The organism is Kibdelosporangium aridum, from assembly GCF_900176515.1.
GTDB lineage: Bacteria > Actinomycetota > Actinomycetes > Mycobacteriales > Pseudonocardiaceae > Kibdelosporangium > Kibdelosporangium aridum.
Genome location: NZ_FWXV01000004.1, coordinates 427,342 through 453,712 on the forward strand (window position 1 = coordinate 427,342; position 26,371 = coordinate 453,712).

Sequence of the window (26,371 nt, forward strand, 5' to 3'; positions counted from 1 at the left end):
GAGATAGCCGTGACCTATCCACAGCAGGGTGGATACCCGCAGCAGCCGTACCCGCAGCAGCAGCCCTACCAGCCCGAACCCAGAAGCGGCGGCAACCCGGCGACCGCGATCATCACGGTGTTGTTCGCGCTGGCGTGCGCGGCGTTCGAGATCGTCCTGCTGGTCAACTGGCTCGAGCTGATCGACGGGCAGTTCGGCAGCCTGCCAGGTGAGCTGATCGTGGTGCTGGTCATCCAGGCCGTGGCCACGTTGCTCCTGGTGCTCGGCGCGATCCTGGCGTTGTTGCGCAAGACGGCCGGTGCGGTGCTGGCGATCGCCGGTGCGATCGTGGCGCTCGCGGGCTTCTTCATCGAGCCGCTGCTCGCCGATCGTCCGAACCTCGGCCGTTATCTCGAGTCGGTCTTCGAGTTCGGCAACTCGGCCGCCACGTTCCGCGCGCTCGTGGCGATCGCCGCGGTGCTGACGCTGATCTTCGCCGTGCTGCCGCCGACGTTCAAATACTTGCGCGGCAACCGGAACGACGACTTCCCGCAGCAGCAGTACCCCGGCTCTGGTGGCTTCCCGCAGCAGGGCTATCAGGCCAACCCGAACTCGGGCGGGTTCCCGCAGCAGCAGTACCCGAACTCGGGTGGATTCCCCCAGCAGGGTGGTTACCCCCAGCAACAGCAAGGCGGCGGTCACCCCCAGCAGCAGGGCTGGTGACCCGTCGTCCAACCAGGCGAGACGTCCCACGATGTGGTCACTCGACTGGCCCCACGTAAGATCGCTGTATGTCAGAAGGGGATTCCAGGCTGGGTTTTGAGACCCGGGCCATCCACGTTGGGCAGACGCCGGATCCACGGACCGGCGCGGTCATCCCGCCCATTTACGCGACATCCACCTTCGCCCAGGACGGCGTCGGTGGCCTGCGTGAAGGCGGTTACGAGTACTCGCGTACCCGTAACCCGACGCGGACGGCCCTCGAGGAGTGTCTGGCTTCCCTGGAAGGCGGACGGCACGCGCTGGCGTTCCCGTCCGGCATGGCCGCCAGTGACGTCGCGATGCGCACGATGCTGCGTCCCGGCGACCACATCGTCATCCCGGACGACGCGTACGGTGGCACGTTCCGCCTGGTAGACAAGGTTTTGGTGCTCTGGGGCATCGAGCACACGCCGGTGCACCAGGCCGATCTGGCCGCGGTGCGGGCCGCGATCCGCCCGAACACCAAGGTGATCTGGTGCGAGACGCCGACCAACCCGTTGCTGGCCATCTCGGATCTCGCCGGGCTCGCCCAGATCGCGGCCGAGGCGGGCGCGCGGCTCGTGGTCGACAACACGTTCGCCACGCCGTACCTGCAGTCCCCGCTGGGGCTGGGCGCGGACGTGGTGCTGCACTCGACGACCAAGTACCTCGGCGGTCACTCCGACGTCGTCGGCGGCGCGCTGATCACCTCGGATGACGAGCTGAACGAGCAGTTCGCCTTCCTGCGCAACGCTTCCGGCTCAGTGCCTGGCCCGTTCGACGCGTGGTTGACGCTGCGTGGCGTGAAGACCCTCGCGGTGCGCATGGAGCGGCATTCCGACAACGCCGAGCGCATTGTCGAGGCGCTGCTCGGGCACCCGCGTGTGGAGCGCGTCTACTACCCGGGCCTGCGGGAACACCCTGGTCACGAGGTGGCGGCCAAGCAGATGCGCCGGTTCGGCGGCATGGTGTCGTTCACGGTCGCGGGCGGTGAGCAGGCCGCGCTTGACGTGACGGCGAAGACGAAGCTGTTCATCCTGGCCGAGTCGCTCGGTGGCGTGGAGTCGCTGATCGAGCACCCGCACAAGATGACGCACGCCAGCGTCGCGGGTTCGGAGCTCGAGGTGCCGGACAACCTGATCAGGCTGTCGGTGGGCATCGAGGACGGCACTGACCTGGTGCAGGACCTGCTGCAGGCCTTGGCCTGACGGCGTTACTGCTGGAAGAACGAAGGCTCGCCCTGGTGGACCGCCGGGGCGAGCGGTGCGGGCGGCAGGTCGTGTGAGTCGATGCAGCCGCCGACCAGTTCGACGTAGCCGTCTCGCTGGACGTACTGGCCTGGGCTGGCACAACCGGCACTGGACGCGCTGAACACAGCGACGCCCGCGAGCGCAGCGGCAGTGGCCAGCGCACCGACCAGTGGCACCATTCCAGCGGCCCGGTTCGCGCCTGCCATTTTGCTTACTCTGCCCCTCGTCGATGACTACTCGTTGTCGCTGAGGATACCTGCCCGATCGGCCGGATGTGCTCGACCGGCCACAATGACAGCAATCCTTAAGGGAAGCTGCGGGTTGGCGGATGCATCGGCGGAATGGGCTACCGTTTCGGCCGGTAGTCGCCGGGCAAGCCGGACGTGACGATCTCCCGGTACGTGTCCACCGCGTCGGTCGGCTGCCGTGCCAGCGCCGGATCGGTCTCAACGTCCACTGTGTACAGTCCGAAGCGCGGCCGGTACGTGCCCCACTCGAAGTTGTCGGTCAGGCTCCAGTAGTTGTAGCCGAGTACGTGCACGCCCTCGGACTGGGCCCGTTGCATCCAGTACACGTGGTCACGCAGGTGGTCCGACCGGGTGTAGCCGTCCGGCCGAGGCTGGCCGTTGTCCGTGGGCATCCCGTTCTCGACGATGTACAACGGCAGTTTGGGGAACCTGCGTGCGTAGTGTTTCAGTGCCCGGTAGATCCCCTTGGGTTCAGGGTCGATCTTGTACAGCTTGCCGGTCGCGCCGTGCAGTGCGGTGATGTTGCCCGGCGTGACGTCGTAGTAGTAGTCGATCCCGACGAAGTCGAGGAAACCGCCGACCCAGTCGAGGAAACCGAAGTCCACCAACCGGTTCACCACCGGGATGTACGCGACGTTGCTGGACACCAACGCTTGCGGGTCGGCTTCGTGGATCAGCCGGTACGCGCCCTTGTGCGCCTGGACCATCCGGCTGGGCATCATCGGGCTGAACCGGCCCTGCCGGATCTCGTGTGCCATGTAGACGGTCGGTTCGTTGAAGGTGATCCAGTTGGTGCCGTTGCCCGCGTAGCGCTTCACCACGCGATCGGCGTTGGCCAGCCACAGCTCGACGATGCGCGGGTTGCGCCAGCCGCCCGTCCACGCCGGATACACCCAGTGGTCCAGGGTGATCATCGGACGCATTCCGGCCGCGCGCACCTTCGCGATGACGTCGTCGTAGAACTCGAAGTCCCACTCACCGGGCACCTGCTGGACGCGGGCCCACTCGACGCACAGCCGGAAGACCTGGACGCCGAGGTCGGCGGCCAGTTCGATGTCCTGCGGATAGCGGTGCAGGAAGTCGACGGAGTCCCGGTAGCCGGTCGCGAACCGCGACCAGTTGCTGTCCGGGGCCGCTCCCTCGGACTGGTATCCCGCGCCTGCCACGCCCCACAAGAACATGACTGTCAGGCTATCGAGACCCTCGCGATAACGGGACGTAGTCGGAAGTGTCGCCCGGTCGTGGCGGGCGTAACGCCTTCCGGCGAACCTGGCCGTCCGGTGTTCTGATCTGGGTCTGCCGTGCGTCCTTCTGTATGTGACTGCTGAGATTTACGACATCGGGATTCCCCGTCGGCTGAGTCGCGCGGAGTTGACTTTGCTGTGCCAGCAGAACCGGGCATGGCTGCTGGCGTACTGCCAGAAGCGCGTCGGCAACCAGCACGACGCGGAGGACCTGGTGCAGGCCATCTTCGAGAAGCTGCAGCGCAGACCGCCGAAGCACCCGATCGTGAATCCCCGGGTCTTTCTCGCCACCGTGGCGCTCAACCTGGCCAAGGACGCGATCCGCAGCGAGGCGCGGTCGCCGCGGTCGGCGTCCTACGCGATGGAGCTGCTTGACCAGCTGGCCTCGGAGGAAGTGGTCGGCCGGACCAGTTCACTGGACGCCAAGCGGTTCATCGAAATGGCCAAGCCGCTGTTGACCCCGCGCCAACTCGAAGTGCTCGCGTACAACCTGGCGCTCGAAGGCGGGGTGCTGACCGAGGACGAAGTGTGCGTGGAACTGGACCTCAAACCGTCCGCGCTGCGGGTCACGTTCCAGCGCCTCGCCGAGCACGTCGGTGAAGCGATCGTCGCGGCGACACTCGCGACGGACGACGCCATGCGCTGCCCGGAAGTGGCGAAAGCAGTCAGCAAACCGGATCCGCATGGCACGTTGTGCACGCGGATCCACAAGCATGTCAGGACATGCGTGTCGTGCCGGGAACGGAAAGCGGCCACCCTGGAAGGCGTCCGCAAAGCCATCTTCGTGGTGCCGATCGGCTTGCTGGGCACATTGCTCACGGTGAAGAAGGTCGCTGTCGCCGCCGTTGTCGCCGCCGCGGCCATCGGCGGTGCGCTGATCGTCACGCAGGACACCAAAATCGTCGAACCCGGCGTGGCGATGCCCGCGACGGTGAGCCAAGTCGCGTCGCCGGTCGTGCAGCCTGAAATGCCCGTCCAGCCAACGGCAACTGCCGCATCGGTCGTGGAAACACCGCCCGCGGTCCGCTCGACATCCTCGACACCAGCGAAACCCGCACAGGCCGCACCGCCCCCGGCGCCCGTGGCACAGACACGAAACGCTGTGGCACCAACGATTGTTGCGGGCCCGGACGCGATCGAACACCGCACGATCGGCACCGGGGACAGGTGCCGATCGTCAACCCGCGTCAAGGTCGGCGTGCACGCCCCGGACGGGGTGGAATCGGTGAAGATGACCGTGCACATCCGGGACACGACACTGACGATCCCGATGATCCGGATCGGCGAGACCTGGTACAGCCAGGTCGGGCCATTCCCGGAAAGGTACGCCGGTCACGTCGCCGACGTGACCGTTGTGGTCGTCGGCGCGGGCGGCCAGAAGGCGACCAAGGACTTGGGGCAGGTCCAGGTCGTCAAATGCTGAGGGGTGGCGTTTTCCCCTGCCACGCAAGGGGAAAACGCCACCTTTCAGTACTCCTCAGGGAGGAGCTTCCCGCCGGTCTTGTCAGACCCTCCCGGTACTTTGGGCCATCGGGGGGTGCTCAGTTCGGATCCGGTTTTCTGTCGGTGGCATGCCGTAGGGTCGCGAGGCCAAGTCTGTCTCTGAGCTTGCCTCGGCGAGCCGATGGCGCCTCGTGTTGCTGGTTGCCTTGACTGTGGTGGTGGCTCGCCGCAAGAGCTTGCCTTGGCTGTGGTGGTGGCGCCTTGCCGCTACAGGTTGCCTCGGCCGCACTGATGGCGCCTCGCCGCTACAGATTGCCTCGGCGCTCCTGCTCGCGCTCGATCGCCTCGAACAAGGCCTTGAAGTTGCCCTTGCCGAAGCCCAGCGAGCCGTGCCGCTCAATCAGCTCGTAGAACACCGTCGGCCGGTCACCGATCGGCTTGGTGAAGATCTGCAGCAGGTAGCCGTCCTCGTCCCGGTCGACCAGGATCCGGTGCTTCTTCAGCGTCTCGATCGGCACCCGCACCTTGCCGATCCGGGCACGGAGCTCCGGGTCGTCGTAGTACGAGTCCGGCGTCTCCAGGAACTCGACGCCTGCCGCGGCCATCGCCTCGACCGTGGCGATGATGTCGTTGGTGGCCAACGCGATGTGCTGCACGCCGGCGCCCTCGTAGAACTCGAGGTACTCGTCGATCTGCGACTTGCGCTTCGCGATCGCGGGCTCGTTGAGCGGGAACTTCACCCGGTGGTTGCCGTTGGACACCACCTTCGACATCAGTGCCGAGTAGTCCGTGGCGATGTCGTCGCCGATGAACTCCGCCATGTTCACGAAGCCCATCACGCGGTTGTACCACTCGACCCAATAGTCCATCTTGCCCAGTTCGACGTTGCCGACGCAGTGGTCGACGGCCTGGAACAAGCGCTTGGGCGCGCCTTCCGGTCGCTTGACCGTGCTCTCGCGGGCCACGTAGCCCGGCAGGTACGGGCCGGTGTAGCGGGAACGGTCGATCAGCGTGTGGCGGGTCTCGCCGTAGGTCGCGATCGCGGCCATCCGCACCGTGCCGAACGAGTCGGCGACGTCGTGCGGCTCTTCCAGCACGGTCGCGCCCTGGCTGCGGGCGTGCTCGATGCACTGGTCGACGTCGCCGACCTCGAGCGCGAGGTCCACGACACCGTCACCGTGGCGGCGGTGGTGGTCGAGCAGCGGGCTGTCCGGCGCCACACCGCCGTTGATCACGAACCGGGCTGAGCCCGACTTGAGCACATAGGACTTGTGGTCCCGGTTGCCCGTCTCCGGTCCGGAGTACGCGATCAGGCTCATCCCGAACGCGGCCTGGTAGAACCACGCCGTCTGGGTGGCGTTGCCGACGACGAACACCACCGCGTCCATCGACTTGACCGGGAACGGATCCTTGGCCGAGTCGTAGTCCACCAGGCCGACCAGCTGCTTGAGCTGGTCGAAGCTCACGTCATCCAGCTGCGCCTCAGGGCGTCCAAGAATGTCGGTCATGTCCGCCAGGATCGCCCTAGGCCTGCAACTTGAGCAAGTGTTGGAAAATTCGCTGTACAAGCTGACCAGTGCGCACCGGGGTTCGCCGGAAATGTTGTGCAATACGACCAGCGTCACTCTTCCTCAACTTGCATAGCGCGCACAACAAGCGAATGCTTGGGTCAGGCAACTAGTTGTAAAGACCAAGCATTTGTAGCGGAGCGCGGGTCATGGCTGACCAAGAACAAGACCTCGCTGTCGCCGAGGAACTGGGTTATCAGTTGGTCCGGCTGCTGACCATGGTCGGACGAGCCAAGGCCCAGTTCTCGCAGGCGACGGGCGACGGCATCGAGCGAGCGGCGTACGCGCTTCTGGCGCACCTGGTCCGGGAGGGACCGAAGCGGATCACGGCGCTCGCGGACGCCGTGCACTCCGACACATCGACGGTCAGCCGACAGACCAGTGCGCTCGTAGCGCACGGCCTGGTGGAGCGCACAGCCGACCCGGAGGATGGCAGGGCATGCCTGCTGGTGGCCACCGACGCGGGGCGCGGCACGTTCGACCGGGCAAGGGCGGAACGGACCAAGCACATCGCGGCGGTTCTCGCCGACTGGCCCGTGAGCGAACGACGCACGTTGGTGATGCTGCTCGACCGCCTCAACACAGACTTCGAGAACTACCATCCCCTGGGGGAAGTCCGATGACCGAAACCGCCGTGGCGCAACAGCACCAGGCGCCGCCGGCACAGCTGTCACACCGCCAGATCCTGGTGATCCTCAGCGGCCTGATGCTCGGCATGTTCCTGGCCGCGCTGGACCAGACCATCGTCGGTACGTCGATCAGGACGATCGCCGACGACCTCGACGGGCTGAGCCTGCAGGCGTGGGCGACCACCGCGTACCTGATCACCTCCACGATCACCACGCCGATCTACGGCAAATTGTCCGATATATATGGACGTAAGCCGTTCTACCTGACGGCGATCTCGTTGTTCGTGATCGGCTCGCTGGCCTGTACGTTCTCGCAATCGATGTACCAGCTCGCGGCTTTCCGCGCGCTGCAAGGACTTGGCGCCGGTGGTCTGATGTCGCTGGCGTTCACGATCATCGCCGACATCGTCTCGCCGCGGGAGCGCGCCAAGTACCAGGGCTACTTCATGGCCGTGTTCGGCACGTCCAGCGTGCTCGGCCCGGTGCTCGGCGGATTCCTGGCCGGGCAGCAGGAGATCCTGAACATCACCGGCTGGCGCTGGGTGTTCCTGGTGAACGTGCCGATCGGGATCATCGCGCTGTTCGTGGTGGCCCGGGTGCTGAACGTGCCGCACGAGCGGCACGACCACAAGATCGACTGGTTCGGCGCGCTGTTCCTGGTGGTCGGCGTGGTGCCGTTGCTGATCATCGCCGAGCAGGGCCGGGAATGGGGCTGGGCCTCGGAGCGGGCGATCCTCTGCTACATCGTCGGCGCGGTCGGCCTGATCATGTTCCTGCTGACCGAGACGCGGATGAAGGACGCGGCGCTGATCCCGTTGCGGCTGTTCCGCAATTCGACGTTCTCGATGGTGATCCTTGCGGGCGTGATCCTCGGTGTCGGCATGTTCGGCGGGATCACGATGGTGCCGCAGTACCTGCAGATCGTGAAGGGCGAGACGCCGACCTCGGCGGGTCTGCTGATGCTGCCGCTGATGGTCGGCATCATGACCGCCTCGCTGATCTCCGGCCGGATCACCGCGAAAACCGGCTGCTACAAGATCTTCCCGATCATCGGCAGCCTGTTCCTGATCGCGGGAATGGGATTGTTCTACACGATCGAAGTGGACAGTCCACTGTGGCAGCCGATGGTCTACATGGGAGTGTTCGGTCTCGGTCTCGGCCTGTCGATGCAGACGCTGACGATCGCGGCACAGAATGCGGCGCCGCCGCGTGACATGGGCGTTTCGACCGCGTCGGCCACGTTCTTCCGCCAGATGGGCGGCACGATCGGTGTCGCGGTGTTCCTGTCGGTGTTGTTCAGCACGGTCGGTGACAAGATCCGCGACGCCTTCACACGGATCGCGCCAACGCCCTCGTTCCAGGCCGCGTTGACTGACCCGGCGGTGCTCGCCAACCCGGACAACCGTCAGGTGATCGAGGGGTTGCAGGGTGGCGGCGTCGGCAACGTTCTGCAGGATTCCTCGTTCCTGCAAAGGATCGACGCGCGGCTGGCCAGGCCGTTCCTCGAGGGCTTCACCGACTCGATCCAGATGGTGTTCCTCGCCGGGATGTTCGTGATGGTGCTGGCGTTCATAGTTTCCTTGTTCATCAAGGAAATCCCGCTGCGCACCGGCAACGCGATCCAGGCGGCGATGGTCGAGGGCGGCGAGGCACTGCTCGACGAACCCTCGCACGGCAAGCACGTCAAGCCCGAAGTGCCAGTGCAGACCAACGGACATCAACCCGTGCACGGCCTGATCCAGAACGGCGACGGCACAGCGGTCGGCGGCGCGATCCTGACGTTGATCGACCACACCGGCCAACAAGTGGCCCGCAGCAACGCCGACGCCTTCGGCCGATACCAACTGCAAGCACCCGGCCAAGGCGCCTATGTGCTCATCGCCTCAGCGCCAGGACACCAGCCGTATGCGTCATCCCTGAAGCTCGACTCCCAACCGATCGTCGTCGACCTGACGTTGATCGGCGCAGGCGAAGTAGCCGGCGTCATCCGTGCCGCACGTGCAGGCTGCCCAGTCCAGGCCGCGACGGTGACATTGACAGACCGCGCGGGCCACGTCATCGGATCACACCGCAGCGCGTCCGACGGCACGTACCGGTTCACCAGCGTCGGCGCAGGCGCGTACACGCTCGTCGTCAACGCCTCCGGATACCGCCCGACAGCCGTGCCATTGGCCGTGCCCGAGGTTGGCGAGGTCCGTCAGGACGTATCGCTGACCAGCGGCGCCGAGTTGTGCGGCGTCGCACGTAACCACCGAGGCGTACCCGTGTCCGAGGCTCGCATCACCGTCGTCGACAAGGACGGTTCGGTCGTCAGCGTGACCACAACCGATGACGACGGCCGCTACCAAGTCACCGACCTAGGCCCCGGCGAGTACACGGTCATCGCCAGCGGATACGCGCCCACCGTCGACCACCTGCGATTGGGCGACGGCGAGCGCATGAACCACGACGTGACCCTAGGGTTCGAGGAGTGGAAGTAAATCCGATCGACTCCCTGGACGCCCGGCTGCTGCTGTTGCTCACCGACGAGCCCCGGCTAGGCGTCCTGGAGTGCTCCCGCCGCCTCGGCGTCGCAAGAGGAACGGTCCAGGCGAGGCTGGACCGGCTCGTCAAAACCGGGGTCCTTGCCGGATTCCCACCAGAACTGAGCCTCGAAGCGATGGGCTACGGCCTGACAGCGTTCGCAGTCGTGGAGATCGCCCAGGGATACCGCGGTCCGGTCACCGAAGGCCTGGCGTCCATCGACGAGGTATGCGAGGTACACGCGACAACCGGCCAAGGAGACCTGCTGGTCAGGATGGTCGCGAGGTCGAACGAAGACCTCCAACGCGTGATCGACGAGGTGGTGAACGTCGCAGGGGTGCAGCGGATGTCGACGTCAATCGCCTTGTCCACGCCAATCCCGCTCCGCTCCCGCCCCCTGCTCGAACGAGTCGCCCAGACGCAGTCCTGACAAGGCCGAATCCGTTACGCCACTTCCGGGAGGGTTGCGTCAACGTCAGTCGCCGCAGCGCTGTCAGGTCCTTGTCGTGGTTCCGGTGCGGGGCACAGGGATGGCTCTTCTGGTGCCGAAGCTTTTCGGTGCGGCGGCGGAGGAGTGGTTCTTCCGGTGTGGCAGGCAGGCTAGGGGTGGCTTTTCCGGTGCGGTAGCACAGGGGTGGGCTTCGTGGGTGTTCCCTCCGGTATGGCCTGGGCTTGTCCAACCACGGGGTGTCAGGAGGTCGGCCTACGCGACCCAGCCCGCAGCGGCGGCTATACCGACCTCTTGACGCACCGTGGTTCCGTCAGGCAGGCCGTACCGGAGGGGACGCCCGCGCCACCCAAACCAAGGGGAAAATGCAAGCTGAAAGCCCACTCCCTCTGGGTGGCCTCCCTGCAATCCTTTCCAAGAGCCCGAAACAAGAGCGTCACGGAGAAACCCAGCCGCCGCGTCACAGTCCTGACCTGGCCAACCCGCCCGAAGTCGACAACCCCACCCCCCCAGAAAAAGAACATCCCCCACCACTCCCGGGGGGCGACCCCGACGCCATTCTATCGGGGGTATGGGCTGGTCAAGGGGGTTACCGGGCGGTTGTGGACAACCAGATTTGCGAGCGGACCGTTCGTACGGTCCAAGCTCCAAGAATCCCCGCACCCGGGCACGCCAAAGTGGGCACGGCCGATTTCCGTGCCCACTTGGATGCGTCTGTCAGGCGCTGTACGGAACCGCCTTGATCAGGGTGACCTTCTGGGAGGCGCCGCTGGGCAGCTCGTACTCCCGGGTCTCGCCTTCCTTGGCGCCGAGCAGGGCGCGGCCGAGCGGGGACTCGGGGGAGAACACGTCGAGGTCGCCCTCCGCGCCTTCCTCGCGCGTGGCCAGCAGGAACTGCTCTTCTTCTTCGTCGCCTTCGTATCGGATCGTGAGCACCTTGCCGGGCTCGGCCAAACCGTCGTTTGCGGGCGCCTCACCCACCTTGGCGTTGCGCAGCAGCTCTTGGAGGTGCCGGATCCGTGCCTCGGCTTGCCCCTGCTCCTCGCGTGCCGCGTGGTAACCGCCGTTCTCCTTGAGGTCGCCCTCTTCCCGGCTGGCGTTGATCTTCGCGGCGATGACCGGGCGGTTCTCGATCGCCTCGTCAAGCTCCTGCTTGAGGCGGTTGTAGGCTTCCTGCGTCAGCCAGGTCACCTTGCTATCGCTCACGGTCACCAACTCCTCGTCTTGCTCCCGGATCCCGCGGATGCGGGTCGGTGGTTTCCGTACCCGTAGGGGCCGGAACGTCAAAACACGGCCCGCCAGGGGCCGTGCCGGTATAAGAGGATAACACGATCAGTAGTGATCACGTTTCCGAAATGTCCGATTTGTCGCCTCTCGGCTTAGGTTTCACTCCGTTGGCCGCGCCTCCGTGGACAGATATGGCGGGACCTGGTACGAGCACCCGAACACGTCCGCCGTGACCGGTTCGCCGGAGCTTTTGATCACAGTGGAAATCGTGCTCTCACCTGGTGGGATGAGTACTTCCTTGCGGCCGCCCTCCGATCCGTCGAGCACCCGTGCCCGCACCACGCACACGGCTGCCCGGGAGGGCTCGTCTCTGGTCACTGTGAACGTGATCCGGACCGCGTCGGCGCCAACCGGGCTGAACGCCGTGCTCTCCGACTCGATCGGAGCGGAGCCGAGGTTGCGGTACGCGACGAAGGCGATGGCTACAGCGAGTAACAGACCCACGCCGGTCAACACCCATTTCCACCGGCGCGCGAGCGGCCGGGCTCGTGAGGAGCCATAACGGCCCTCCGGAAGGGTGACGCGGCTCTCCAATTCAGGGTCTCCTGATCAGCGCTGTAGTCCCCACGGGAACAATGTAGGGCGCGTACTTGTCGAGTATCCGTGGGGGCCTGGGGGACTGGCACGCGGGGTACACGAGAGAGGGACCATGGCGGAGAAGCTGCGTTTGATGGCGGTACACGCACACCCGGACGACGAATCGAGCAAGGGTGCCGCGACCATGGCCAGGTACGTGGCTGAGGGGCACGAGGTCATGGTGGTCACGCTGACCGGTGGGGAGCGCGGCAGCATTCTCAACCCGGCCATGGACCGGCCGGACGTGCTGGAGAACATGACTGAGTTCAGACGGCAGGAGATGGCCGAGGCCGCGCGCATCCTCGGCGTCCAGCACCGCTGGCTCGGCTACGTCGACTCGGGCCTGCCGGAAGGCGACCCGATGCCGCCCCTGCCGGACGGGTGCTTCGCGCTCGTCCCGCTCGAGGAGGCGGCCGAGAAACTGGTCGAGGTAGTGCGCGAGTGGCGCCCGCACGTGATCGTCACGTACGACGAGAACGGCGGCTATCCGCACCCCGACCACATCAAGTGCCACGAGGTCTCGGTGGCGGCCTTCGACGCCGCGGGCGACCCGGACCGGTTCCCGTCTGCAGGCGATCCGTGGACGCCGTTGAAGCTGTACTACTCGCACGGCTTCTCCCGTAAGCGCCTGCAAGCGATGCACGACGCGATGCTCGAGCGCGGCCTGGAGTCGCCGTACACCGAGTGGCTGGAGAAGTGGGATCCGGACAAGCCGGACAACGCCGACCGGGTCACCAGCCGGGTCGAGTGCGGCGAGTACTTCCCCGTCAGGGACGATGCGTTGCGGGCGCACGCGACCCAGATCGACCCCAACAGCCGCTGGTTCTTCATACCCTTGGAGATCCAGCAGGAGGTGTGGCCGTTCGAGGAGTACGAACTGGCCCGCTCGCTGGTGGACACGACTCTGCCGGAGGACGACCTGTTCACCGGCATCAACGAGAAGGTGACCGCATGACCTTCACGGCAATGGTGGCGCAGCCGCCACCCATGCCCGACGACCCCGGCGGCCGCGGGGAGGACTTCGGCAAGTCCTCCCCGGTCGGCCTGCTGGTACTCCTGGTGTTCCTCGTCGCAGTGGTGTTCCTGGCCCGTTCGATGACCAAGCACCTCAGGCGCGTCCCGGCCAGCTTCGACCCGCCGGCGGGCAAGCACGAAGCCCCGGAAAAAGAAGTCGCCCCGGTCGAGAAGCCCGAAGAGCAGAAGAACGGCGCCTCCTGACCGACGGGCTGTCCGCGAACCTGGTTGTCCACGACCCCGATGGACTGGCGTCGGGGTCGCCTCCGGGATGGCGGCGGTTGGAGTCCCGCTGCTGGTTGGTGAGGGTGTAGCTGTGCGTTGACCGGGCCGCCGTCCGGCGCTGACACCTTGACCTACCCACGCGAATACGCAGCCCGTTCCGCCACTGGTCTCCGATGCTCCGATGCGGGATGCACCGGAGAAACGAGGCAAAGGGATCATCGGCAAATCTGGTTGTCCACAACCACCCGGTAACCCCCTTGACCAGCCCATACCCCCGGTAGAATGGCGTCGGGGTCGCCCCCCGGGAGTGGTGGGGGATGTTCTTTTTCTGGGGTGTGGAGGTCGGGGCATATCGGCCAGGTCAGGACTGTGACGTGGCGGCTCGGTCTCCGTGAAGGTTTTGGTTCCGGGCTCCTGGAAAAGAATGGCAGGGAGGCCACCCAGAGGAAGGGGGCTTTCAGCTTGCATTTCCCCGTTGTTTGGTGGGCGTGTGTGTTCCCTCCGGTACGGCCTGCCTGACGGAACCACGGTGCGTCAAGAAGTCGGTATCGCTTCCGCACGGGGCTGGGTCGCGTAGGCCGACCTCCTGACACCCCGTGGTTGGACAAGCCCAGGCCATACCGGAGGAAACACCCACGAAGCCCACCCCTGTGCTACCGCACCGGAAAGCCGCCCCTGGCCGCCGCGCCGGAACGCCGCAGCACCAGAAGAGACCATCCCTGTACCGCCGCATTGGAAGAGCTGCCGCACCCAAGGAGCCACCCCTGTGCTCCCGCACCAGGAAATCACCTTCCCGCCCAAGCGGCGACCCTGTCCTGGACAGCGCCTTGGTGGTGGCTGCGCACTGCAGCCACCACGTGGCGCCTAGAGCCGTGGGTCCACTGGTTCGGATTCCAGGGCGAGCACGGCGAAAACGCATTCGTGCACGCGCCAAAGTGGCTCACCGCGCGCAACCCGGTCCAAAGCCTCCAGGCCGAGCGCGTACTCGCGGCCGGCGAGTGAGCGTTTACGGCCCAGGCTGCGCTGCTTGAGCCGCTTGAGGTGTTGTGGCTCGGTGTAGTCCGGGCCGTAGATGATTCGCAGGTACTCCCGGCCACGCACCTTCATGCCCGGCTGGACCAGCCATTTGGGGCCGCGGACCAGGTTCGCGGCTGGTTTGACCACCATGCCTTCGCCTCCCGCGCCGGTCATCTCCTCCCACCAGGCGATGCCCTCGGCCACGGATTCCTCGGAAGTCGTGTCCACGTACAAACGCTTGGTCGGCGCGAAGAGCGAAGCGTCTGCCGCGACAAGCCGGTCGGCGATGGCCAAGTGCCAGGAGTGCGGCGAGGTCGCGAACGATCGTCCCTCGGCGGCGAGCAGTTGGAACGGCGCCAGTCGGACGCCGTCAAGCCCATCGACTGGCCAGCAGTACCTGCGATACGCAGAGCGGTATCCGTCCGCGTTGGCGGCACGGGATCGTGTCGAAGCCAGCAATGCGCCCACATCGATCCCGCGGTCTGCGGCCGAGTTCAGCGCGTCGAGCGATGCCGTAAGTGCCGCCGATGAGGCCGCGCCGACGGGTGCGTACTGCTGGGTGATCAGTCCCGAGGCTTTTGCGCTCCACGGCATCAGTTCCGCGTCGAACAGCAGCCAGTCGGTGTTCAGTTCCTCCCAGAGTCCGGCGCATGCTGTCCGGACCCGTTCAAGCAACTGCTCGGTCAGGTCTGGGTCGAAGAACGACCGGCCAGTGCGTGTGTACACCGCGCCGCCGCCGTCGATGCCGAACCGTGAGGCACCGGAATCGCGGCATACCAATACGACCGCGCGTGAACCCATGTGCTTTTCTTCGCACACAACGGACTCGACTCCCTCAGCGCGGTATCCGGAGAATGCCTCGGCTGGGTGCTCGAGCACGTCTGGAAGGTGCGAGGTGGCCACTGGGCTCATCGTTGGCGGGAGGTACAGCAGCCAGCGCGGGTCGACTGCGAACCGGCTCATCACCTCCAGCGCTGCCGCGGCCTGCTCCTCACGGACCGACACGCGACCGTGGTGCTCTGTTTCGACAATGCGTCGGCCTGTCACGTCAGTGAGGTCGAGTACGTCCGGGTCTCGCTGGGCGGTCGGAGACACCAACGGCTTGACCGGCTCATACCAGACCTTGTGTGCGGCAACGGAAACGACTTCCCGCTCCGGGTAGCGCAGTGCGGTGAGCCGTCCACCGAACACGCATCCGGTGTCCAGGCACATGGTTCCGTTGATCCACTCGGCGACCGGGGTCGGTGTGTGTCCATACAGGACCATGGCGCGGCCTCGGTAGTCCTGTGCCCAGGGGTATCGCACCGGCAAACCGTATTCGTCCGTCTCGCCTGTGGTGTCGCCGTATAGCGCGAAGCTTCGCACTGCGCTCGACGCGCGGCCGTGGTAGTTCTCTGGCAAGCCTGCGTGCGAGACGACTAGCTTGCCTTCATCGAGTACGTAGTGCGCGATGAGTCCACCGCAGAAGACCTCCGCGCGCTTGCGGAAATCGTCGCTCTCGGCAGCCAGTTGTTCCAGCGACTCTTCGAGGCCGTGTGAGATACGGACATTGCGGCCGCGCAACGCGCGCACCAGCTTCTGTTCGTGGTTTCCGCAGACACACAAGGCATTGCCCGCGTCGACCATCCCCATCACCAGACGCAGTACGCCAGGAGTGTCCGGCCCACGGTCAACCAGGTCGCCGACGAACACGGCGCGACGTCCCGATGGGTGTGCGGCGCCGACCGGGCGGCCTTCGGCGTCCCGGTCGAGTACGTATCCCAGCTTTTCGAGCAGTTCCTCCAGTTCCGCGCGGCAGCCGTGCACGTCGCCGATCACGTCGAACGGGCCGGTCTCCGAGCGCCTGTCGTTCATCAGCGGCTCGATCTCGATCTGCGCTGCCTCGACTTCTTCCGGCGTACGCATTACGTACACCCGCTTGAAGCCTTCCTTCTCCAGGCCTCGCAACGACTTTCGCAACTCATTGCGGTGCCGTCGGATCACATGGGCGCCGAAGTCGCGGTCCGGCCGTGCCGCATTGCGTTCGACGCACAGGCTTTCGGGCATGTCGAGCACGATCGCGACCGGCAGGACGTGGTGCTTCTTGGCCAGCGCCACCAGCTGTCCGCGCGACGACCGCTGCACGTTCGTCGCGTCGATCACCGTCACTTTGCCTGCCGCCATTCGCTTCTCGGCGACGAAGTGCAGTGCCTCGAACGCCGGGCCCGAAGCAGTCTGGTCGTTTTCGTCGTCCGCGACCAAGCCGCGGAAGTAGTCACTCGACAGCACCTGAGTGGACTTGAAGTGGTTGTGCGCGAACGTGGACTTGCCCGAACCGGACGCGCCGACGAGCACGACCAGTGCCATGTCTGGAATGGACAGTTTCATCGGGACACCTCGAACACGGCTAGCTGGGTCGGCGGACCGACTTCCGGGTCGTCCTGGCCGACCGGGAGGTAACGGACGCGGTAGTCGTAGCGTTCGGCAACGCTGTCAGCCCACGCGCGGAACTGGGCGCGAGTCCACTCGAAACGGTGGTCCGAATGGCGCATCTTGCCCACGGGCAGCGTCGGAAACCGAACGTTGTATTCAACATTCGGTGTTGTGACGACTACCGTTCCCGGGCGCGCCTCGCCGAACACGCTGCGCTCCAACGCGGGCAGCCGCGGCTCGTCGAGGTGCTCGATCACCTCCATCAGCACGGCAGCGTCGTACCCTGCCAGCGACTTGTCCACATAGGTCAAGGCGGATTGCCTCAGTGTCAACCGATTACGCACTCGCTCCGGCGTCCGCTCGAATCGGCGCGCGGCGACTTCCAGTGCACGCGCGGAGACGTCCACGCCGACGATCTCGGTGAACGACGGTTCCTTGATCAGGTCGCGCAGCAAGGCGCCACCACCGCACCCGAGGTCGAGAACCCGGTGCGCGCCGGCGGCCTTCAGCACCGCGACAACACTTTCCCTGCGCTGCAAAGAAAGTGGCACGGGACGATCCGGCTCCTCCTCGACGACCGGCGCGTCGAGGGCGTTGTCGAGCTCCTCCTCGTCAGATTCGTCCGCTTCCGCGAGACGACTCAGCGCCAGCCGTACGTAGCCCCTGCGGTGCTTGAGGTACCGCTGGCTGATCAGCTCCCGGGACGGGTGATCGGCCAGCCAGCCTTCGCCGGCCCGCAGCAGCTTGGTGATCTCCTCCTCGGTCACCCAGTAGTGCTTCGCGTTGTCCAGCACCGGCAACAGCACGTACAGGTGCCGTAGCGCCTCGGAAAGCCGGTGCGTACCCGTCAGCCGCAAGTCGATGTACGGCGACTGACCCCATTGCGGGAACTGTGGGTCCAGCGGGACAGTCTTCGCCTCCACCTGCCAGCCGAGCGGTTCGAACAGCTTGACGACCAGGTCAGGACCGCCGCGCGACGGCACAGCCGGGATGTGGATCTTCAGCGGGATGGCCGTGCCGGCGAGCTGCGGGCGGGACTTCAGCACCCCGTTCATCGCGGTCTTGAACACCGAGCTCAGCGCGACCGCCATCATCGATCCGGCCGCGTACGGGCGGTCGTTGACGTACTGGTTCAGCGTGAAAGCCCGGTCGTACCGGCCGCGGACCAGCTCGATCGGGTCGATGTCCAGCAGTAGCGCCGCGGTGCACTCGTCCTCGCGGGCCGTGGGGTAGAAGACGTGTGCCATGCCGGCCGCGACAGGGAAGGATTGCGCCTTCTCGGGATGCTTGTGCAGCAAGAAGCCGAGGTCGGTCGCGGGACGATGCGTCGTGGTCATGGTCAGCAGCACCGCGTGAGTGTCCCGCATCCGTCGTCACCCTTCATCTGGTTTCCGGAACTAGGGTGGGGACATGGCGAATCGATTGGCCGAGGCCACGAGCCCGTACCTGCTGCAGCACGCCGGCAACCCGGTCGACTGGTGGCCGTGGTGCCCCGAAGCGTTCGCCGAGGCGGCGGACCGCGATGTGCCCGTGCTGCTCTCGATCGGTTACGCCGCGTGCCACTGGTGCCATGTGATGGCGCACGAGTCGTTCGAGGACGACGACACCGCCGCGCTGATGAACCGGCACTTCGTCAACATCAAAGTGGACCGTGAGGAACGTCCGGACGTCGACGCGGTCTACATGACGGCCACCCAGGCGATGACCGGGCAGGGTGGCTGGCCGATGACGTGCTTCCTGACTCCGTCGGGTGAGCCGTTCCATTGCGGCACTTACTATCCGCCTCGCCCTCAAGGTGGCATGCCGTCGTTCAAGCAGTTGCTTGCCGCGATCGTGGAAGCGTGGGACCAGCGGGCCGACGAGGTGCGCACGGCCGCTGGCAAGCTCGTTGCCTCGCTTGCCAGGCATTCCGCTGCGCTGCCGTCGTCCGCTGTGGACAATGCGGTGCTGGATGGCGCCGTTGCCTCGTTGCTCGGTGATTTCGACCGGCGCAACGGCGGATTCGGTGGCGCGCCGAAGTTCCCGCCGTCCATGGTGCTGGAGTTCCTGATCCGGCACCACGAGCGAACCGGATCGGTTGAAGCCTTGTCCATTGTGGAGGCTACGGCTGACGCGATGGCGGGTGGTGGTATCTACGACCAACTCGCTGGCGGGTTCGCCCGGTACAGTGTGGACGCTTCGTGGGTGGTGCCACACTTCGAGAAGATGTTGTACGACAACGCTTTGCTGCTCGGCGCGTACGCCCATCTGGCCAGGCTGACCGACAGTCCGACGTATCGCCGGGTCGCCGTCGAGACGGCGGAATTCCTGATCAGGGACCTCGGTACGCCCGAAGGCGGCTTCGCGTCGTCGCTCGACGCGGACACCGACGGCGTGGAAGGGCTGACGTATGTCTGGACTCCGGCTCAGCTGACCGAGGTGCTCGGCGAAGAAGACGGCGCTTGGGCCGCCACGTTGTTCCGTGTGACGCCGGAAGGCACGTTCGAGCACGGCACGTCCACCCTCCAGCTGCTTGAGGACCCCGACGATCTCGAGCGCTTCGAGAGCGTCCGGTCACGGCTGTCGGCTGTCCGGGCAAACCGGCCGCAGCCCGGCCGGGACGACAAGGTCGTGGCCGCGTGGAACGGGCTCGCGATCACGGCGTTGGCCCAGGCAGGCGTGTACTTCGCGCGCTCGGAGTGGATCGAGGCGGCCAGCCGGGCCGCGGATCTGCTGTTGACGCTGCACCTCGTGGACAGTCGTTTGCGGCGGACATCGCGTGACGGCCAGGTGGGAACGTCTGCCGGAGTGCTGGAGGACTACGCGTGCCTCGCCGAAGGCCTTCTCGCTTTGCACCAGGCGACGGGGGAGAAGCGTTGGCTGGACGCCGCAGTCTCGTTGCTCGACGACGCGTTGTCGCGGTTCGCGGACCCGGACAACGTCGGTGCCTTCTTCGACACGGCTGAGGACGCCGAGACCCTGGTGCACCGGCCCGCGGATCCGTCCGACAACGCCAGCCCGTCCGGTGCGTCGGCGTTGGCGTCCGCGCTGCTCACGGCCTCCGCGCTGGTCGGGCACGAACGCGCGAGCATCTACCGCGAGGCTGCTGAGCAGGCCGTTTCCCGAGCCGGACTGCTTGCCGCGCGGGCGCCGAGGTTCGCCGGGCACTGGTTGGGCGTGGCCGAGGCGTTGGCTCAGGGCCCGGTTCAGGTGGCGATCGTCGGGGACAGTCCTGCGCTGCTCGCCGCAGCCGTGCATAAGGCGCACGGTGGCGCCGTCGTACTCGCGGGCGAGCCGGACTCGTCGCCGTTGCTCACCGACCGTCCGTTGGTCGACGGACAGCCAGCTGCCTACGTGTGCCATGGGTATGTCTGCGACCGCCCGGTGACCTCGGTGGAGGAGCTCGTCGCGGCGCTCAGCTGAGAGAGAACGTCCCTGTCGTCTTCAGGTCTACACGCGTAGCTTGAGTAGTGGTGTAATCATGTAATCAAGGAGCTGCGCATGTTTGGAGTACGACACATGGGACGTGGTGGCTGGCACGGGCGCGGCGGCTTCAAGGGCCGTGGCGGGTGGCAACAGTCGGATCTGCCGTCCGCGGACGACGCGTCCGCATGGTTCGCCGGACGGTTGCCTGACGGCTGGTTCACCGAGCCGCCGACGGTCACGGTCGACCGTGAAGAGATCATCATCGTCGGCACGCTGGCGCCGGTCGAAGGCGAATTCGAGGACGACGCGGCCCGCGCGTCCGCCGAAGCCGGCCGGATCAGCCGGTTCCGCGAGGAGACCAGGGACGAGCGGATCGACATCGCCAGGCAGGCCGAGCACCGCTACGGCCGCAAGGTCGCGTGGGGCGCTCGCGTCGGCTCGACGGAGGAGCTGTTCACGACGCTGTCCGCGCCGGTGATGACCAGGTTGCGGCAGCCAGAGCGGCTGATCCTGGACACGCTGGTCGACGCGGGTGTGGCCCGGTCGCGTTCGGAAGCACTGGCGTGGGCGGTGCGCCTGGTCGGCGAGCACGCCGACGCGTGGCTCGCCGAACTGCGCGAGGCGATGTCCAAGGTGGACGACCTGCGGGCCAAGGGGCCCGAGTTCGAGGCCTGAGTCAGCCCTCGTCCACCAGGTCGAACATCCCGGGTGAGGCCACGACGTCGGCGATTTCCGGGTTGCGCAACAGTTCGCGGAATCGCTCGTCGTGGGCCGCCGCGATGTGCTCGGCCGACTCCCACTGGGTGACGTTGACGAACTGGAACCGTCCTTCGGGGTTGCGCGCCCGATACATCCGATAGTTCACGAACCCGGGCTTCGTCTTGAAGTGCCCGACGGCCATCTCCCGCCAGACCGCGAAGAACCGGTCCTGCTGCCCGTCGGGCACCTCGAAGCAATTGATCCACGTGACCATGGCTAGACCCCTGTTCTGCTCACTAGAACAACGTTCTACTGACTAGAGTACCGGATCGTGGACGAGGTGCTTCCTGGCGTGGTCCGGCTCCGTGAGCAGCGGGAAGCCTTGACCAAACACACGATCTTGCGTGCGGCGCGTGAACTGTTCGCCGAACGCGGCTACGCGAACACGCCCGTCCGTCTGCTCGCGCAACGGGCGGGCGTCGCGCTGCAGACCGTGTACGCCACCTACGGCTCGAAGGCCGGCGTGCTCGCCGGTATGCCGGACCTGCTCGATCATGAGGCGGGCGTCGTCGAACTCTTCGCCTTCCGCGACTCCATCGACGACCCGGTGGAACTGGTCGGCCTGCTGGCGAAGATCGCCCGTCAGATCAGGGAACGCTGCGGCGACATCATCAAGATCATGCGATCCGGCGCGGCCGTGGACGCGGCGGCGGTTCTCGCCGAAGGCCACCGGCGTCGCCGTCTGGGCGCTCTCTCGATCCTCGAACGCATTGAAACCCTTGGCGCGCTGGGCCTCCCGCGCGAACGAGCCGCCGACATCGCGGTCGCGTTGTCGACCGACGAGGTCTGTGACGTCCTGGTGGACCAAGGCGGCTGGTCGTACCAGGAGTACGAGGACTGGCTCAAGGCCACCTTGGCGAAGCAACTTCTCCGGCCACCCGCTCCGTAGGTAGTGGGTGACATGCGAGGAGGGGTGGATGGACTTCCACGAGTTCGCCCGCGCGAAGACGTTGTCGTTGCGGCGAACGGCGTACCTGCTGTGCGGGGATTGGCACCTGGCCGAGGATCTCGTGCAGACGGCGCTGATGAAGCTCTATCGCGCGTGGAGCCGTGTCGCCGACAGCCCGGCAGCCGACAACTACGCGCGCCAGGTACTGCTGCGCTGCTGGCTGGACGAACAACGAAAACCCTGGCGCCGTAGGGAAAATCGTGACGGGGTCGTTCCAGATCGCTCGCAGGTCGATGCCCCCGCGGGTATTTCCGAAACGCTGCTGAAGGCGCTGCTTTCGCTTGCTCCGAAACAGCGGGCCGTGGTGGTGCTGCGGTATTGCATGGACTTGTCGATCGCCGAGGTGGCGACGGTGTTGAAGTGCTCGGAGGGGACGGTGAAAAGCCAGGCCTCCCGTGGCCTGGAGGCATTGCGCGAACTCGTCGGGCAACTGGAAAGGAGCCTGTGATGGACGAGCGGGAAATCATCGAAGGTCTGCGCAGGCTCGAACTGGCCGAGCCGAAGCTCGGTTTCGACCCCGACGAGGTCGCCGGCCGTGCCGCCAAACGCTTGCGCACCCGCAGGGCGATCCTGGCGACCAGCGCGGGCACCCTGGTCGTAGCCGCAATGGCCGTGGCGACCCTGATCTACGGAAACGCCTCCAGCGGCTTGCCCCTCGTCCCGGCGGTTACGACGACATCGAGCCCGCGAACCCACCCGTTGGCGACCACAGTGCGGTCGATCATGACCCGCCTCGTGCCCGACGCGAAAGACGTGAAGATAGACGTCCACGAGGAGTACAACATCAGGCTCATCGTGGTCGGATACCGCGACGGTTTCTCGATAGAGGTCCGAATTCCGGAGACTGCGGAGCGCGGCCTGAACATGTACCTGTCCAAGTTCAGCACGGAACCGCCACAAAAGAAGCCCGACGGCGGCACGCTGTATCTGGAAAAGCCAACGGCAGAGCGGCGCGGCGCGGCGTACTACCGGCCAGGCCGGGGCCTGACCATCGTGCACAACGAAGCACGTTCAACGTTGCCGCTCAATGAGGAACAGCTCATCGCGTTGGTCTCAGACCCGTCGCTGGTCCTATGAGAAGTAGGGCTCGGCCCGCTCGTCGAAGCCATGCTGAATGCGCAGCCGAGTCGCGGGGTGGATGGGCAGCTCGTAGAGGAGCGACTCCTCCACCCACTCGGCGGCCTTGCTCTCACCCGCAGGACGCGGCTCGCCGCCGACCGGCCGAGCCCGGAAGCAGATCGAGAACTCCTGCCGCACGTCGCCGGGGCCGTACTCGATGACGTGCTCGGGATCGGAGTAGATGCCGATGAGCCCGGTGATCTCGACGTCGATCCCGGTCTCCGCCTTGGTCTGCCGGACGGCAGCGCTTGCGACGGTCTCGCCAACCCGCTGCACACCACCAGGAAGGTGGCAGAGGTTGGTGTCCTTGCGCCGGATGATGAGAAGGCGCCCACCCTCGTCGAGTGCGAAGACGCTGACGCCCACGACGATGGTGTTCGCCTGAGGAGCGTGCGCCTCAAGATAGTGGTCGATCCGGGCCATACCTCTGCTTACCACGCCCGACGGTTACCGGCGCGCTTTGAAGCGCCGACGCAGAACCTTTGTCCAGACAGGTTTCAGGGAGGACTGAAGCGGATTGTCCGCCTATGTGACTCCTGGCTACGTTCGCCCGGTCCCGGCCAAGGCGGGCACGACCGAAAAATTCCTGTCAGGGGGAACAAGTGCGGCGTCGGAAGTTCACTGCGTTCTTCATGGGTATCACCGTTGTGGCGTCGATGCTTTTCATCGCCTCACCGGCATCGGCTGCCGCGGGGAGGTTGTTCAACGCCGGACCCCAGATGACCGGCTACTGCCTCGCGACCCACGAACCGTACGTTTTCGCGTACAGCAAGTGCAGCACCGAAAAGTACATCGACCAGAGGTGGGACGTCGTCAACTGGAACAACGGGTACCGGATCCAGAGCCTGTACCTGCAAGGCTGCCTTACCGCGCGCGCGGATGGCAGTGTGTTCACCTACTACGGGTGCGAGAACTACCTCGATGCGCGTTGGCGTCCGTACCGGGGTCAGTGGGGTATGTGGGAGAACGCGTACTACACGGAGCGCTGCCTGGCCGCGCATCCCAACGGCCACGTCTTCCTCTCACCGTGCAACCTGGATTACAGCGACCAGTACTGGTTCATGAACGACTGATCGTGTGATCTCAGGACAAAGGCCCGTCACCCAGCTTCCGGTGACGGGCCTTCGACGTGGGGCTACGGGTACATCGCGAGCCAGATCGCGATGTAATGACAAATCGCCGCGAGGATGGTCGCCGCGTGGAAGAACTCGTGGTGGCCGAAGTGGCCGGGCCACGGGTTGGGCCACTTCGTCGCGTAGAACACCGCACCCACCGTGTACAGCAGGCCGCCTGCGAGGATCAGGACGAGTGCGGCGACGCCGGCGTGGGTGAGCAGGTCCGGGAGGACGAAGACGGCGACCCAGCCCAGCGCGATGTAGATCGGCGTGCCCAGCCATCGGGGGGCGTGTGGCCAGATGAGTTTCAGCGCCACGCCCGCGAACGCGCCGCCCCAGACCACCGCGAGGACGACCAGGCCTGTGTCGCGCGGCATCGCCAGCAGCGAGAAGGGGGTGTACGTCCCCGCGATGAACAAGAAGATCATCGAGTGGTCGAGGCGCTTCATCCATGCCCGGGTGCGCTCGTTCTCCCACCATGTGCGGTGGTACAGGGCGCTCACGCCGAATAGGCCGAGCACCGTGGCGCCGTAAATCGATGTCGCGAGGGCGGCCATTGCCGATACCGTCAACGCCGCGAGCGAGATCAGCGCGGCGCCGGTGGCGATCGAGACGAAGAATGACCAGAAGTGGAGCTTCCCCCGCATGCTCGGCTTGTCGGCAGGTGTGGGCCGGTCGAGTGTCGCTGCGGTCACGAGTAACAAGGCTACGGGAGGCGTTACCCCGCGCCAAAGGCCTAGCCCTGGTTCCACAGAGAACTCTTAGCTTTACGCTGTGCGACAACGGATGCGTGTGAGGCATAGGCCACAGATCCCTGGCCTGATCGGCATGGCTGCGCTACCGACCGGGGCCACGACACGCTTACCCAGGCTTGGTCGCGCCGGTCATTTACGCACCGCAACACGCCCGACGCCGCCCCGCCCACGGCGTCGGAGGGCGCTGCGCGGTATCGGTCGGCTGTGGCGGCCAAGCCCGTCCGAGCGAAGCGAGGACAATCAAACGCAGTACCCTCGGTCGTCGTGGATCGTCGGAGTTGGATCAGAAGGCGTGTCGCGGACATCGTGTACCGCCTGTATGAGGCGCGGCTGTCGGCGCAGGTGAAGGGCCTGAAGCGGCGGCCGAGGCACATCGGCCTGATGCTGGACGGCAACCGCAGGTGGGCACGTGCCGCCGGGTTCACCGACGTCGCGGACGGGCACCGGGTCGGCGCCGCGAAGATCGCGAAGCTGCTCGAGTGGTGCCAGGAGTCCGGCATCGAGGTCGTCACGCTGTGGCTGCTGTCCACGGACAACCTCAACCGCCCGGAGTCCGAGATCGTGCCGCTGCTGGAGATCATCGGCGACGTCGTCGACGAGCTGGCCGAGCCGGAGTTGCCGTGGCAGCTGCAGATCCTCGGTGCTTTGGACATCCTGCCGCCGGAGACCGCCGACCGGTTGACGGCCGCGGCGGCGCGGACCAAGGGGCGATCCGGCCTGGTGGTGAACGCCGCAGTGGGTTACGGCGGGCGCCAGGAGATCGCGGACGCCGTCCGCAAACTGCTGCAGACCCACGCCGAGCAGGGCACGTCCATCGAGGAGCTGGCCGAGGTCCTCAGCGTCGACCACATCGCCGAGCATCTCTACACGTCCGGCCAGCCCGACCCTGACCTGGTCATCCGTACGTCCGGCGAGCAGCGGATGTCCGGCTTCCTGCTCTGGCAGTCCGCCCACTCGGAGATGTGGTTCTGCGAGGCCTATTGGCCCGACTTCCGGCGCACCGACTTCCTGCGCGCATTGCGTGACTACGCCATCAGGCACCGCCGATTCGGCTCTTGAGCGCACACGAAAATGGCCGGGAACCCGTGGTTCCCGGCCATTTCACGTTTTACGACGTCAGTCGTCGATGCCGCCTGCCGCGCAGGTCTCGGTGATCTGCGGGGACAGCACCGGCACTGCCGCGCCCAGAACGCCGACGTTGTTGCCGCACGCGCCGACGATCAGGTTGACGTTGATGTCCTTGGCGATGTCGATGTCGTTCAGGTTGACCAGGCCAACCTGCCCGTTGTGCGCGCTGTTGATGTCAGCGAACGCCGGGGCGCCGAGCATCATCAATCCGGCCGCCGCGGCGGCGATAACACCAGCCTTCTTCAGCACTTGACACACTCTCCTAAATGGGTCCAGGGCGGTTAGTGGAGAACAATGCCCTTTGCTCTCTTGCGGAGTGAACCTACTCCGAATCATGGTGATAAAGGTCGGGTATTCCACCATCGTGTGACCCGGGCACGGTGAATCATCCCTATTCCGGTGATCTTCGTTTTTCTCGGCGTGTCGTATTGCCCTGGTTCAGGGCCACTGCCTGCGAGAACGTCGATGGTGTGCTCGGGCGGGATTACTGAACGTAACGCTGTCACCCATTGGTGAAGAAAGCGCGAAAAAGCGCAA

At 65.9% G+C, this 26,371-nt stretch carries 26 protein-coding genes; 15 read left to right on the forward strand and 11 right to left on the reverse strand.

What is annotated here, in order from left to right; translation table 11 throughout:
* Positions 1-9 precede the first annotated feature (9 nt).
* Together B9C43_RS25755 and B9C43_RS25760 are read left to right on the forward strand one after the other, a co-directional pair.
* On the forward strand, positions 10-702 hold the full coding sequence (locus tag B9C43_RS25755; RefSeq protein WP_084429627.1) for a hypothetical protein: 693 nt from the start codon (positions 10-12) through the stop codon (positions 700-702).
* 68 nt (positions 703-770) lie between these two features.
* A complete protein-coding gene (locus B9C43_RS25760) occupies positions 771-1,928 on the forward strand; it encodes a cystathionine gamma-synthase (protein WP_084429628.1) in 1,158 nt (385 codons plus the stop codon).
* Between the two features lie 5 nt (positions 1,929-1,933).
* On the opposite strand, the gene B9C43_RS25765 is transcribed toward B9C43_RS25760, so the two are convergent.
* Entirely contained in the window at positions 1,934-2,176 is a 243-nt protein-coding gene (locus B9C43_RS25765; RefSeq protein WP_051898368.1) for a hypothetical protein, read from the reverse strand.
* A gap of 140 nt (positions 2,177-2,316) precedes the next feature.
* Positions 2,317-3,399 carry a family 1 glycosylhydrolase gene (locus B9C43_RS25770; protein WP_084429629.1) on the reverse strand — a complete coding sequence of 361 codons (1,083 nt, stop codon included), beginning with the start codon at positions 3,397-3,399 and terminating at the stop codon, positions 2,317-2,319.
* Between the two features lie 136 nt (positions 3,400-3,535).
* On the opposite strand from B9C43_RS25770, the gene B9C43_RS25775 reads away from it, so the two are divergent.
* Positions 3,536-4,885 (forward strand): RNA polymerase sigma factor, encoded by a 1,350-nt coding sequence (locus tag B9C43_RS25775; protein ID WP_160096693.1) that lies wholly within the window; start codon positions 3,536-3,538, stop codon positions 4,883-4,885.
* A gap of 325 nt (positions 4,886-5,210) precedes the next feature.
* Here the strand turns inward: B9C43_RS25775 and hppD are convergent, their stop codons facing one another.
* Positions 5,211-6,413, reverse strand: a complete 1,203-nt coding sequence (hppD, locus tag B9C43_RS25780) for a 4-hydroxyphenylpyruvate dioxygenase (protein WP_084429631.1) — start codon at positions 6,411-6,413, stop codon at positions 5,211-5,213.
* Between the two features lie 209 nt (positions 6,414-6,622).
* Between hppD and B9C43_RS25785 the strand changes: the two genes are divergently transcribed.
* From B9C43_RS25785 to B9C43_RS25795, 3 genes are read left to right on the forward strand one after another with little or no spacing between them, the layout of a single operon-like run.
* Complete coding sequence (locus B9C43_RS25785) at positions 6,623-7,096, forward strand: MarR family winged helix-turn-helix transcriptional regulator (RefSeq protein ID WP_084429632.1); 474 nt, start codon at positions 6,623-6,625, stop codon at positions 7,094-7,096.
* Complete coding sequence (locus tag B9C43_RS25790; protein ID WP_084429633.1) at positions 7,093-9,582, forward strand: MFS transporter; 2,490 nt, start codon at positions 7,093-7,095, stop codon at positions 9,580-9,582. Before B9C43_RS25785 ends, B9C43_RS25790 begins: the two co-directional genes overlap by 4 nt.
* On the forward strand, positions 9,573-10,055 hold the full coding sequence (locus tag B9C43_RS25795) for an Lrp/AsnC family transcriptional regulator (RefSeq protein ID WP_033394103.1): 483 nt from the start codon (positions 9,573-9,575) through the stop codon (positions 10,053-10,055). The genes B9C43_RS25790 and B9C43_RS25795 overlap by 10 nt, the downstream gene beginning before the upstream one ends.
* A 735-nt stretch (positions 10,056-10,790) precedes the next feature.
* Here B9C43_RS25795 and greA read toward each other — a convergent pair.
* Both greA and B9C43_RS25810 read right to left on the reverse strand, forming a co-directional pair.
* Positions 10,791-11,288 carry a transcription elongation factor GreA gene (greA, locus tag B9C43_RS25805; RefSeq protein WP_084429635.1) on the reverse strand — a complete coding sequence of 166 codons (498 nt, stop codon included), beginning with the start codon at positions 11,286-11,288 and terminating at the stop codon, positions 10,791-10,793.
* A gap of 171 nt (positions 11,289-11,459) precedes the next feature.
* A complete protein-coding gene (locus B9C43_RS25810) occupies positions 11,460-11,894 on the reverse strand; it encodes a DUF4307 domain-containing protein (protein WP_084429636.1) in 435 nt (144 codons plus the stop codon).
* A 115-nt stretch (positions 11,895-12,009) separates the two neighbouring features.
* Here B9C43_RS25810 and mca point away from each other — a divergent pair, with 115 nt between their 5' ends.
* On the forward strand, positions 12,010-12,891 hold the full coding sequence (gene mca / locus B9C43_RS25815) for a mycothiol conjugate amidase Mca (RefSeq protein WP_033394261.1): 882 nt from the start codon (positions 12,010-12,012) through the stop codon (positions 12,889-12,891).
* Entirely contained in the window at positions 12,888-13,154 is a 267-nt protein-coding gene (locus B9C43_RS25820) for a hypothetical protein (RefSeq protein ID WP_084429637.1), read from the forward strand. The genes mca and B9C43_RS25820 overlap by 4 nt, the downstream gene beginning before the upstream one ends.
* A gap of 885 nt (positions 13,155-14,039) precedes the next feature.
* Here the strand turns inward: B9C43_RS25820 and B9C43_RS25825 are convergent.
* Both B9C43_RS25825 and B9C43_RS25830 read right to left on the reverse strand, forming a co-directional pair.
* Positions 14,040-16,559, reverse strand: coding sequence for a polynucleotide kinase-phosphatase (locus tag B9C43_RS25825; RefSeq protein WP_084429638.1), 2,520 nt, complete (start codon positions 16,557-16,559; stop codon positions 14,040-14,042).
* Entirely contained in the window at positions 16,556-17,953 is a 1,398-nt protein-coding gene (locus B9C43_RS25830; RefSeq protein WP_084429848.1) for a 3' terminal RNA ribose 2'-O-methyltransferase Hen1, read from the reverse strand. Before B9C43_RS25830 ends, B9C43_RS25825 begins: the two co-directional genes overlap by 4 nt.
* A 61-nt stretch (positions 17,954-18,014) precedes the next feature.
* Between B9C43_RS25830 and B9C43_RS25835 the strand changes: the two genes are divergently transcribed.
* Both B9C43_RS25835 and B9C43_RS25840 read left to right on the forward strand, forming a co-directional pair.
* A complete protein-coding gene (locus tag B9C43_RS25835; protein WP_084429639.1) occupies positions 18,015-20,006 on the forward strand; it encodes a thioredoxin domain-containing protein in 1,992 nt (663 codons plus the stop codon).
* 78 nt (positions 20,007-20,084) lie between these two features.
* On the forward strand, positions 20,085-20,684 hold the full coding sequence (locus B9C43_RS25840) for a hypothetical protein (RefSeq protein ID WP_380144619.1): 600 nt from the start codon (positions 20,085-20,087) through the stop codon (positions 20,682-20,684).
* Between the two features lies 1 nt (position 20,685).
* On the opposite strand, the gene B9C43_RS25845 is transcribed toward B9C43_RS25840, so the two are convergent.
* Complete coding sequence (locus B9C43_RS25845) at positions 20,686-20,982, reverse strand: antibiotic biosynthesis monooxygenase family protein (RefSeq protein WP_051897559.1); 297 nt, start codon at positions 20,980-20,982, stop codon at positions 20,686-20,688.
* Positions 20,983-21,039: 57 nt separating this feature from the next.
* Here B9C43_RS25845 and B9C43_RS25850 point away from each other — a divergent pair, with 57 nt between their 5' ends.
* Genes B9C43_RS25850 through B9C43_RS25860 form a run of 3 tightly spaced genes read left to right on the forward strand, consistent with a single transcriptional unit; the run spans position 21,040 to position 22,794 of the window.
* Positions 21,040-21,657 (forward strand): TetR/AcrR family transcriptional regulator, encoded by a 618-nt coding sequence (locus B9C43_RS25850; protein ID WP_084429640.1) that lies wholly within the window; start codon positions 21,040-21,042, stop codon positions 21,655-21,657.
* 28 nt (positions 21,658-21,685) lie between these two features.
* Complete coding sequence (locus B9C43_RS25855; RefSeq protein WP_084429641.1) at positions 21,686-22,165, forward strand: SigE family RNA polymerase sigma factor; 480 nt, start codon at positions 21,686-21,688, stop codon at positions 22,163-22,165.
* Positions 22,165-22,794, forward strand: coding sequence for a hypothetical protein (locus tag B9C43_RS25860; protein ID WP_033392513.1), 630 nt, complete (start codon positions 22,165-22,167; stop codon positions 22,792-22,794). Before B9C43_RS25855 ends, B9C43_RS25860 begins: the two co-directional genes overlap by 1 nt.
* Here the strand turns inward: B9C43_RS25860 and B9C43_RS25865 are convergent.
* Positions 22,789-23,259, reverse strand: coding sequence for an NUDIX hydrolase (locus B9C43_RS25865; protein WP_084429642.1), 471 nt, complete (start codon positions 23,257-23,259; stop codon positions 22,789-22,791). The two genes, B9C43_RS25860 and B9C43_RS25865, sit on opposite strands and share 6 nt — an antisense overlap.
* A gap of 179 nt (positions 23,260-23,438) precedes the next feature.
* Here B9C43_RS25865 and B9C43_RS25870 point away from each other — a divergent pair, with 179 nt between their 5' ends.
* Positions 23,439-23,909, forward strand: coding sequence for a ricin-type beta-trefoil lectin domain protein (locus tag B9C43_RS25870; RefSeq protein WP_084429643.1), 471 nt, complete (start codon positions 23,439-23,441; stop codon positions 23,907-23,909).
* A gap of 62 nt (positions 23,910-23,971) precedes the next feature.
* On the opposite strand, the gene trhA is transcribed toward B9C43_RS25870, so the two are convergent.
* Positions 23,972-24,598 (reverse strand): PAQR family membrane homeostasis protein TrhA, encoded by a 627-nt coding sequence (trhA, locus tag B9C43_RS25875; protein ID WP_084429849.1) that lies wholly within the window; start codon positions 24,596-24,598, stop codon positions 23,972-23,974.
* A 372-nt stretch (positions 24,599-24,970) separates the two neighbouring features.
* Between trhA and B9C43_RS25880 the strand changes: the two genes are divergently transcribed.
* Complete coding sequence (locus B9C43_RS25880; RefSeq protein WP_380144616.1) at positions 24,971-25,765, forward strand: isoprenyl transferase; 795 nt, start codon at positions 24,971-24,973, stop codon at positions 25,763-25,765.
* Between the two features lie 57 nt (positions 25,766-25,822).
* Here the strand turns inward: B9C43_RS25880 and B9C43_RS25885 are convergent, their stop codons facing one another.
* Positions 25,823-26,083, reverse strand: a complete 261-nt coding sequence (locus B9C43_RS25885) for a hypothetical protein (protein ID WP_033392516.1) — start codon at positions 26,081-26,083, stop codon at positions 25,823-25,825.
* Positions 26,084-26,371: the final 288 nt, after the last annotated feature.

Excerpts from the sequence above, each read along its gene's own strand:
- B9C43_RS25760 (WP_084429628.1), top strand. The coding sequence starts at position 771 with ATGTCAGAAGGGGATTCCAGGCTGGGTTTTGAGACCCGGGCCATCCAC.
- B9C43_RS25765 (WP_051898368.1), bottom strand. The coding sequence starts at position 2,176 with ATGGCAGGCGCGAACCGGGCCGCTGGAATGGTGCCACTGGTCGGTGCG.
- B9C43_RS25770 (WP_084429629.1), bottom strand. The coding sequence starts at position 3,399 with ATGTTCTTGTGGGGCGTGGCAGGCGCGGGATACCAGTCCGAGGGAGCG.
- hppD (WP_084429631.1), bottom strand. The coding sequence starts at position 6,413 with ATGACCGACATTCTTGGACGCCCTGAGGCGCAGCTGGATGACGTGAGC.
- B9C43_RS25785 (WP_084429632.1), top strand. The coding sequence starts at position 6,623 with ATGGCTGACCAAGAACAAGACCTCGCTGTCGCCGAGGAACTGGGTTAT.
- B9C43_RS25790 (WP_084429633.1), top strand. The coding sequence starts at position 7,093 with ATGACCGAAACCGCCGTGGCGCAACAGCACCAGGCGCCGCCGGCACAG.
- mca (WP_033394261.1), top strand. The coding sequence starts at position 12,010 with ATGGCGGAGAAGCTGCGTTTGATGGCGGTACACGCACACCCGGACGAC.
- B9C43_RS25820 (WP_084429637.1), top strand. The coding sequence starts at position 12,888 with ATGACCTTCACGGCAATGGTGGCGCAGCCGCCACCCATGCCCGACGAC.
- B9C43_RS25825 (WP_084429638.1), bottom strand. The coding sequence starts at position 16,559 with ATGAAACTGTCCATTCCAGACATGGCACTGGTCGTGCTCGTCGGCGCG.
- B9C43_RS25835 (WP_084429639.1), top strand. The coding sequence starts at position 18,015 with ATGGCGAATCGATTGGCCGAGGCCACGAGCCCGTACCTGCTGCAGCAC.
- B9C43_RS25840 (WP_380144619.1), top strand. The coding sequence starts at position 20,085 with ATGTTTGGAGTACGACACATGGGACGTGGTGGCTGGCACGGGCGCGGC.
- B9C43_RS25845 (WP_051897559.1), bottom strand. The coding sequence starts at position 20,982 with ATGGTCACGTGGATCAATTGCTTCGAGGTGCCCGACGGGCAGCAGGAC.
- B9C43_RS25855 (WP_084429641.1), top strand. The coding sequence starts at position 21,686 with ATGGACTTCCACGAGTTCGCCCGCGCGAAGACGTTGTCGTTGCGGCGA.
- B9C43_RS25860 (WP_033392513.1), top strand. The coding sequence starts at position 22,165 with ATGGACGAGCGGGAAATCATCGAAGGTCTGCGCAGGCTCGAACTGGCC.
- B9C43_RS25865 (WP_084429642.1), bottom strand. The coding sequence starts at position 23,259 with ATGGCCCGGATCGACCACTATCTTGAGGCGCACGCTCCTCAGGCGAAC.
- trhA (WP_084429849.1), bottom strand. The coding sequence starts at position 24,598 with ATGCGGGGGAAGCTCCACTTCTGGTCATTCTTCGTCTCGATCGCCACC.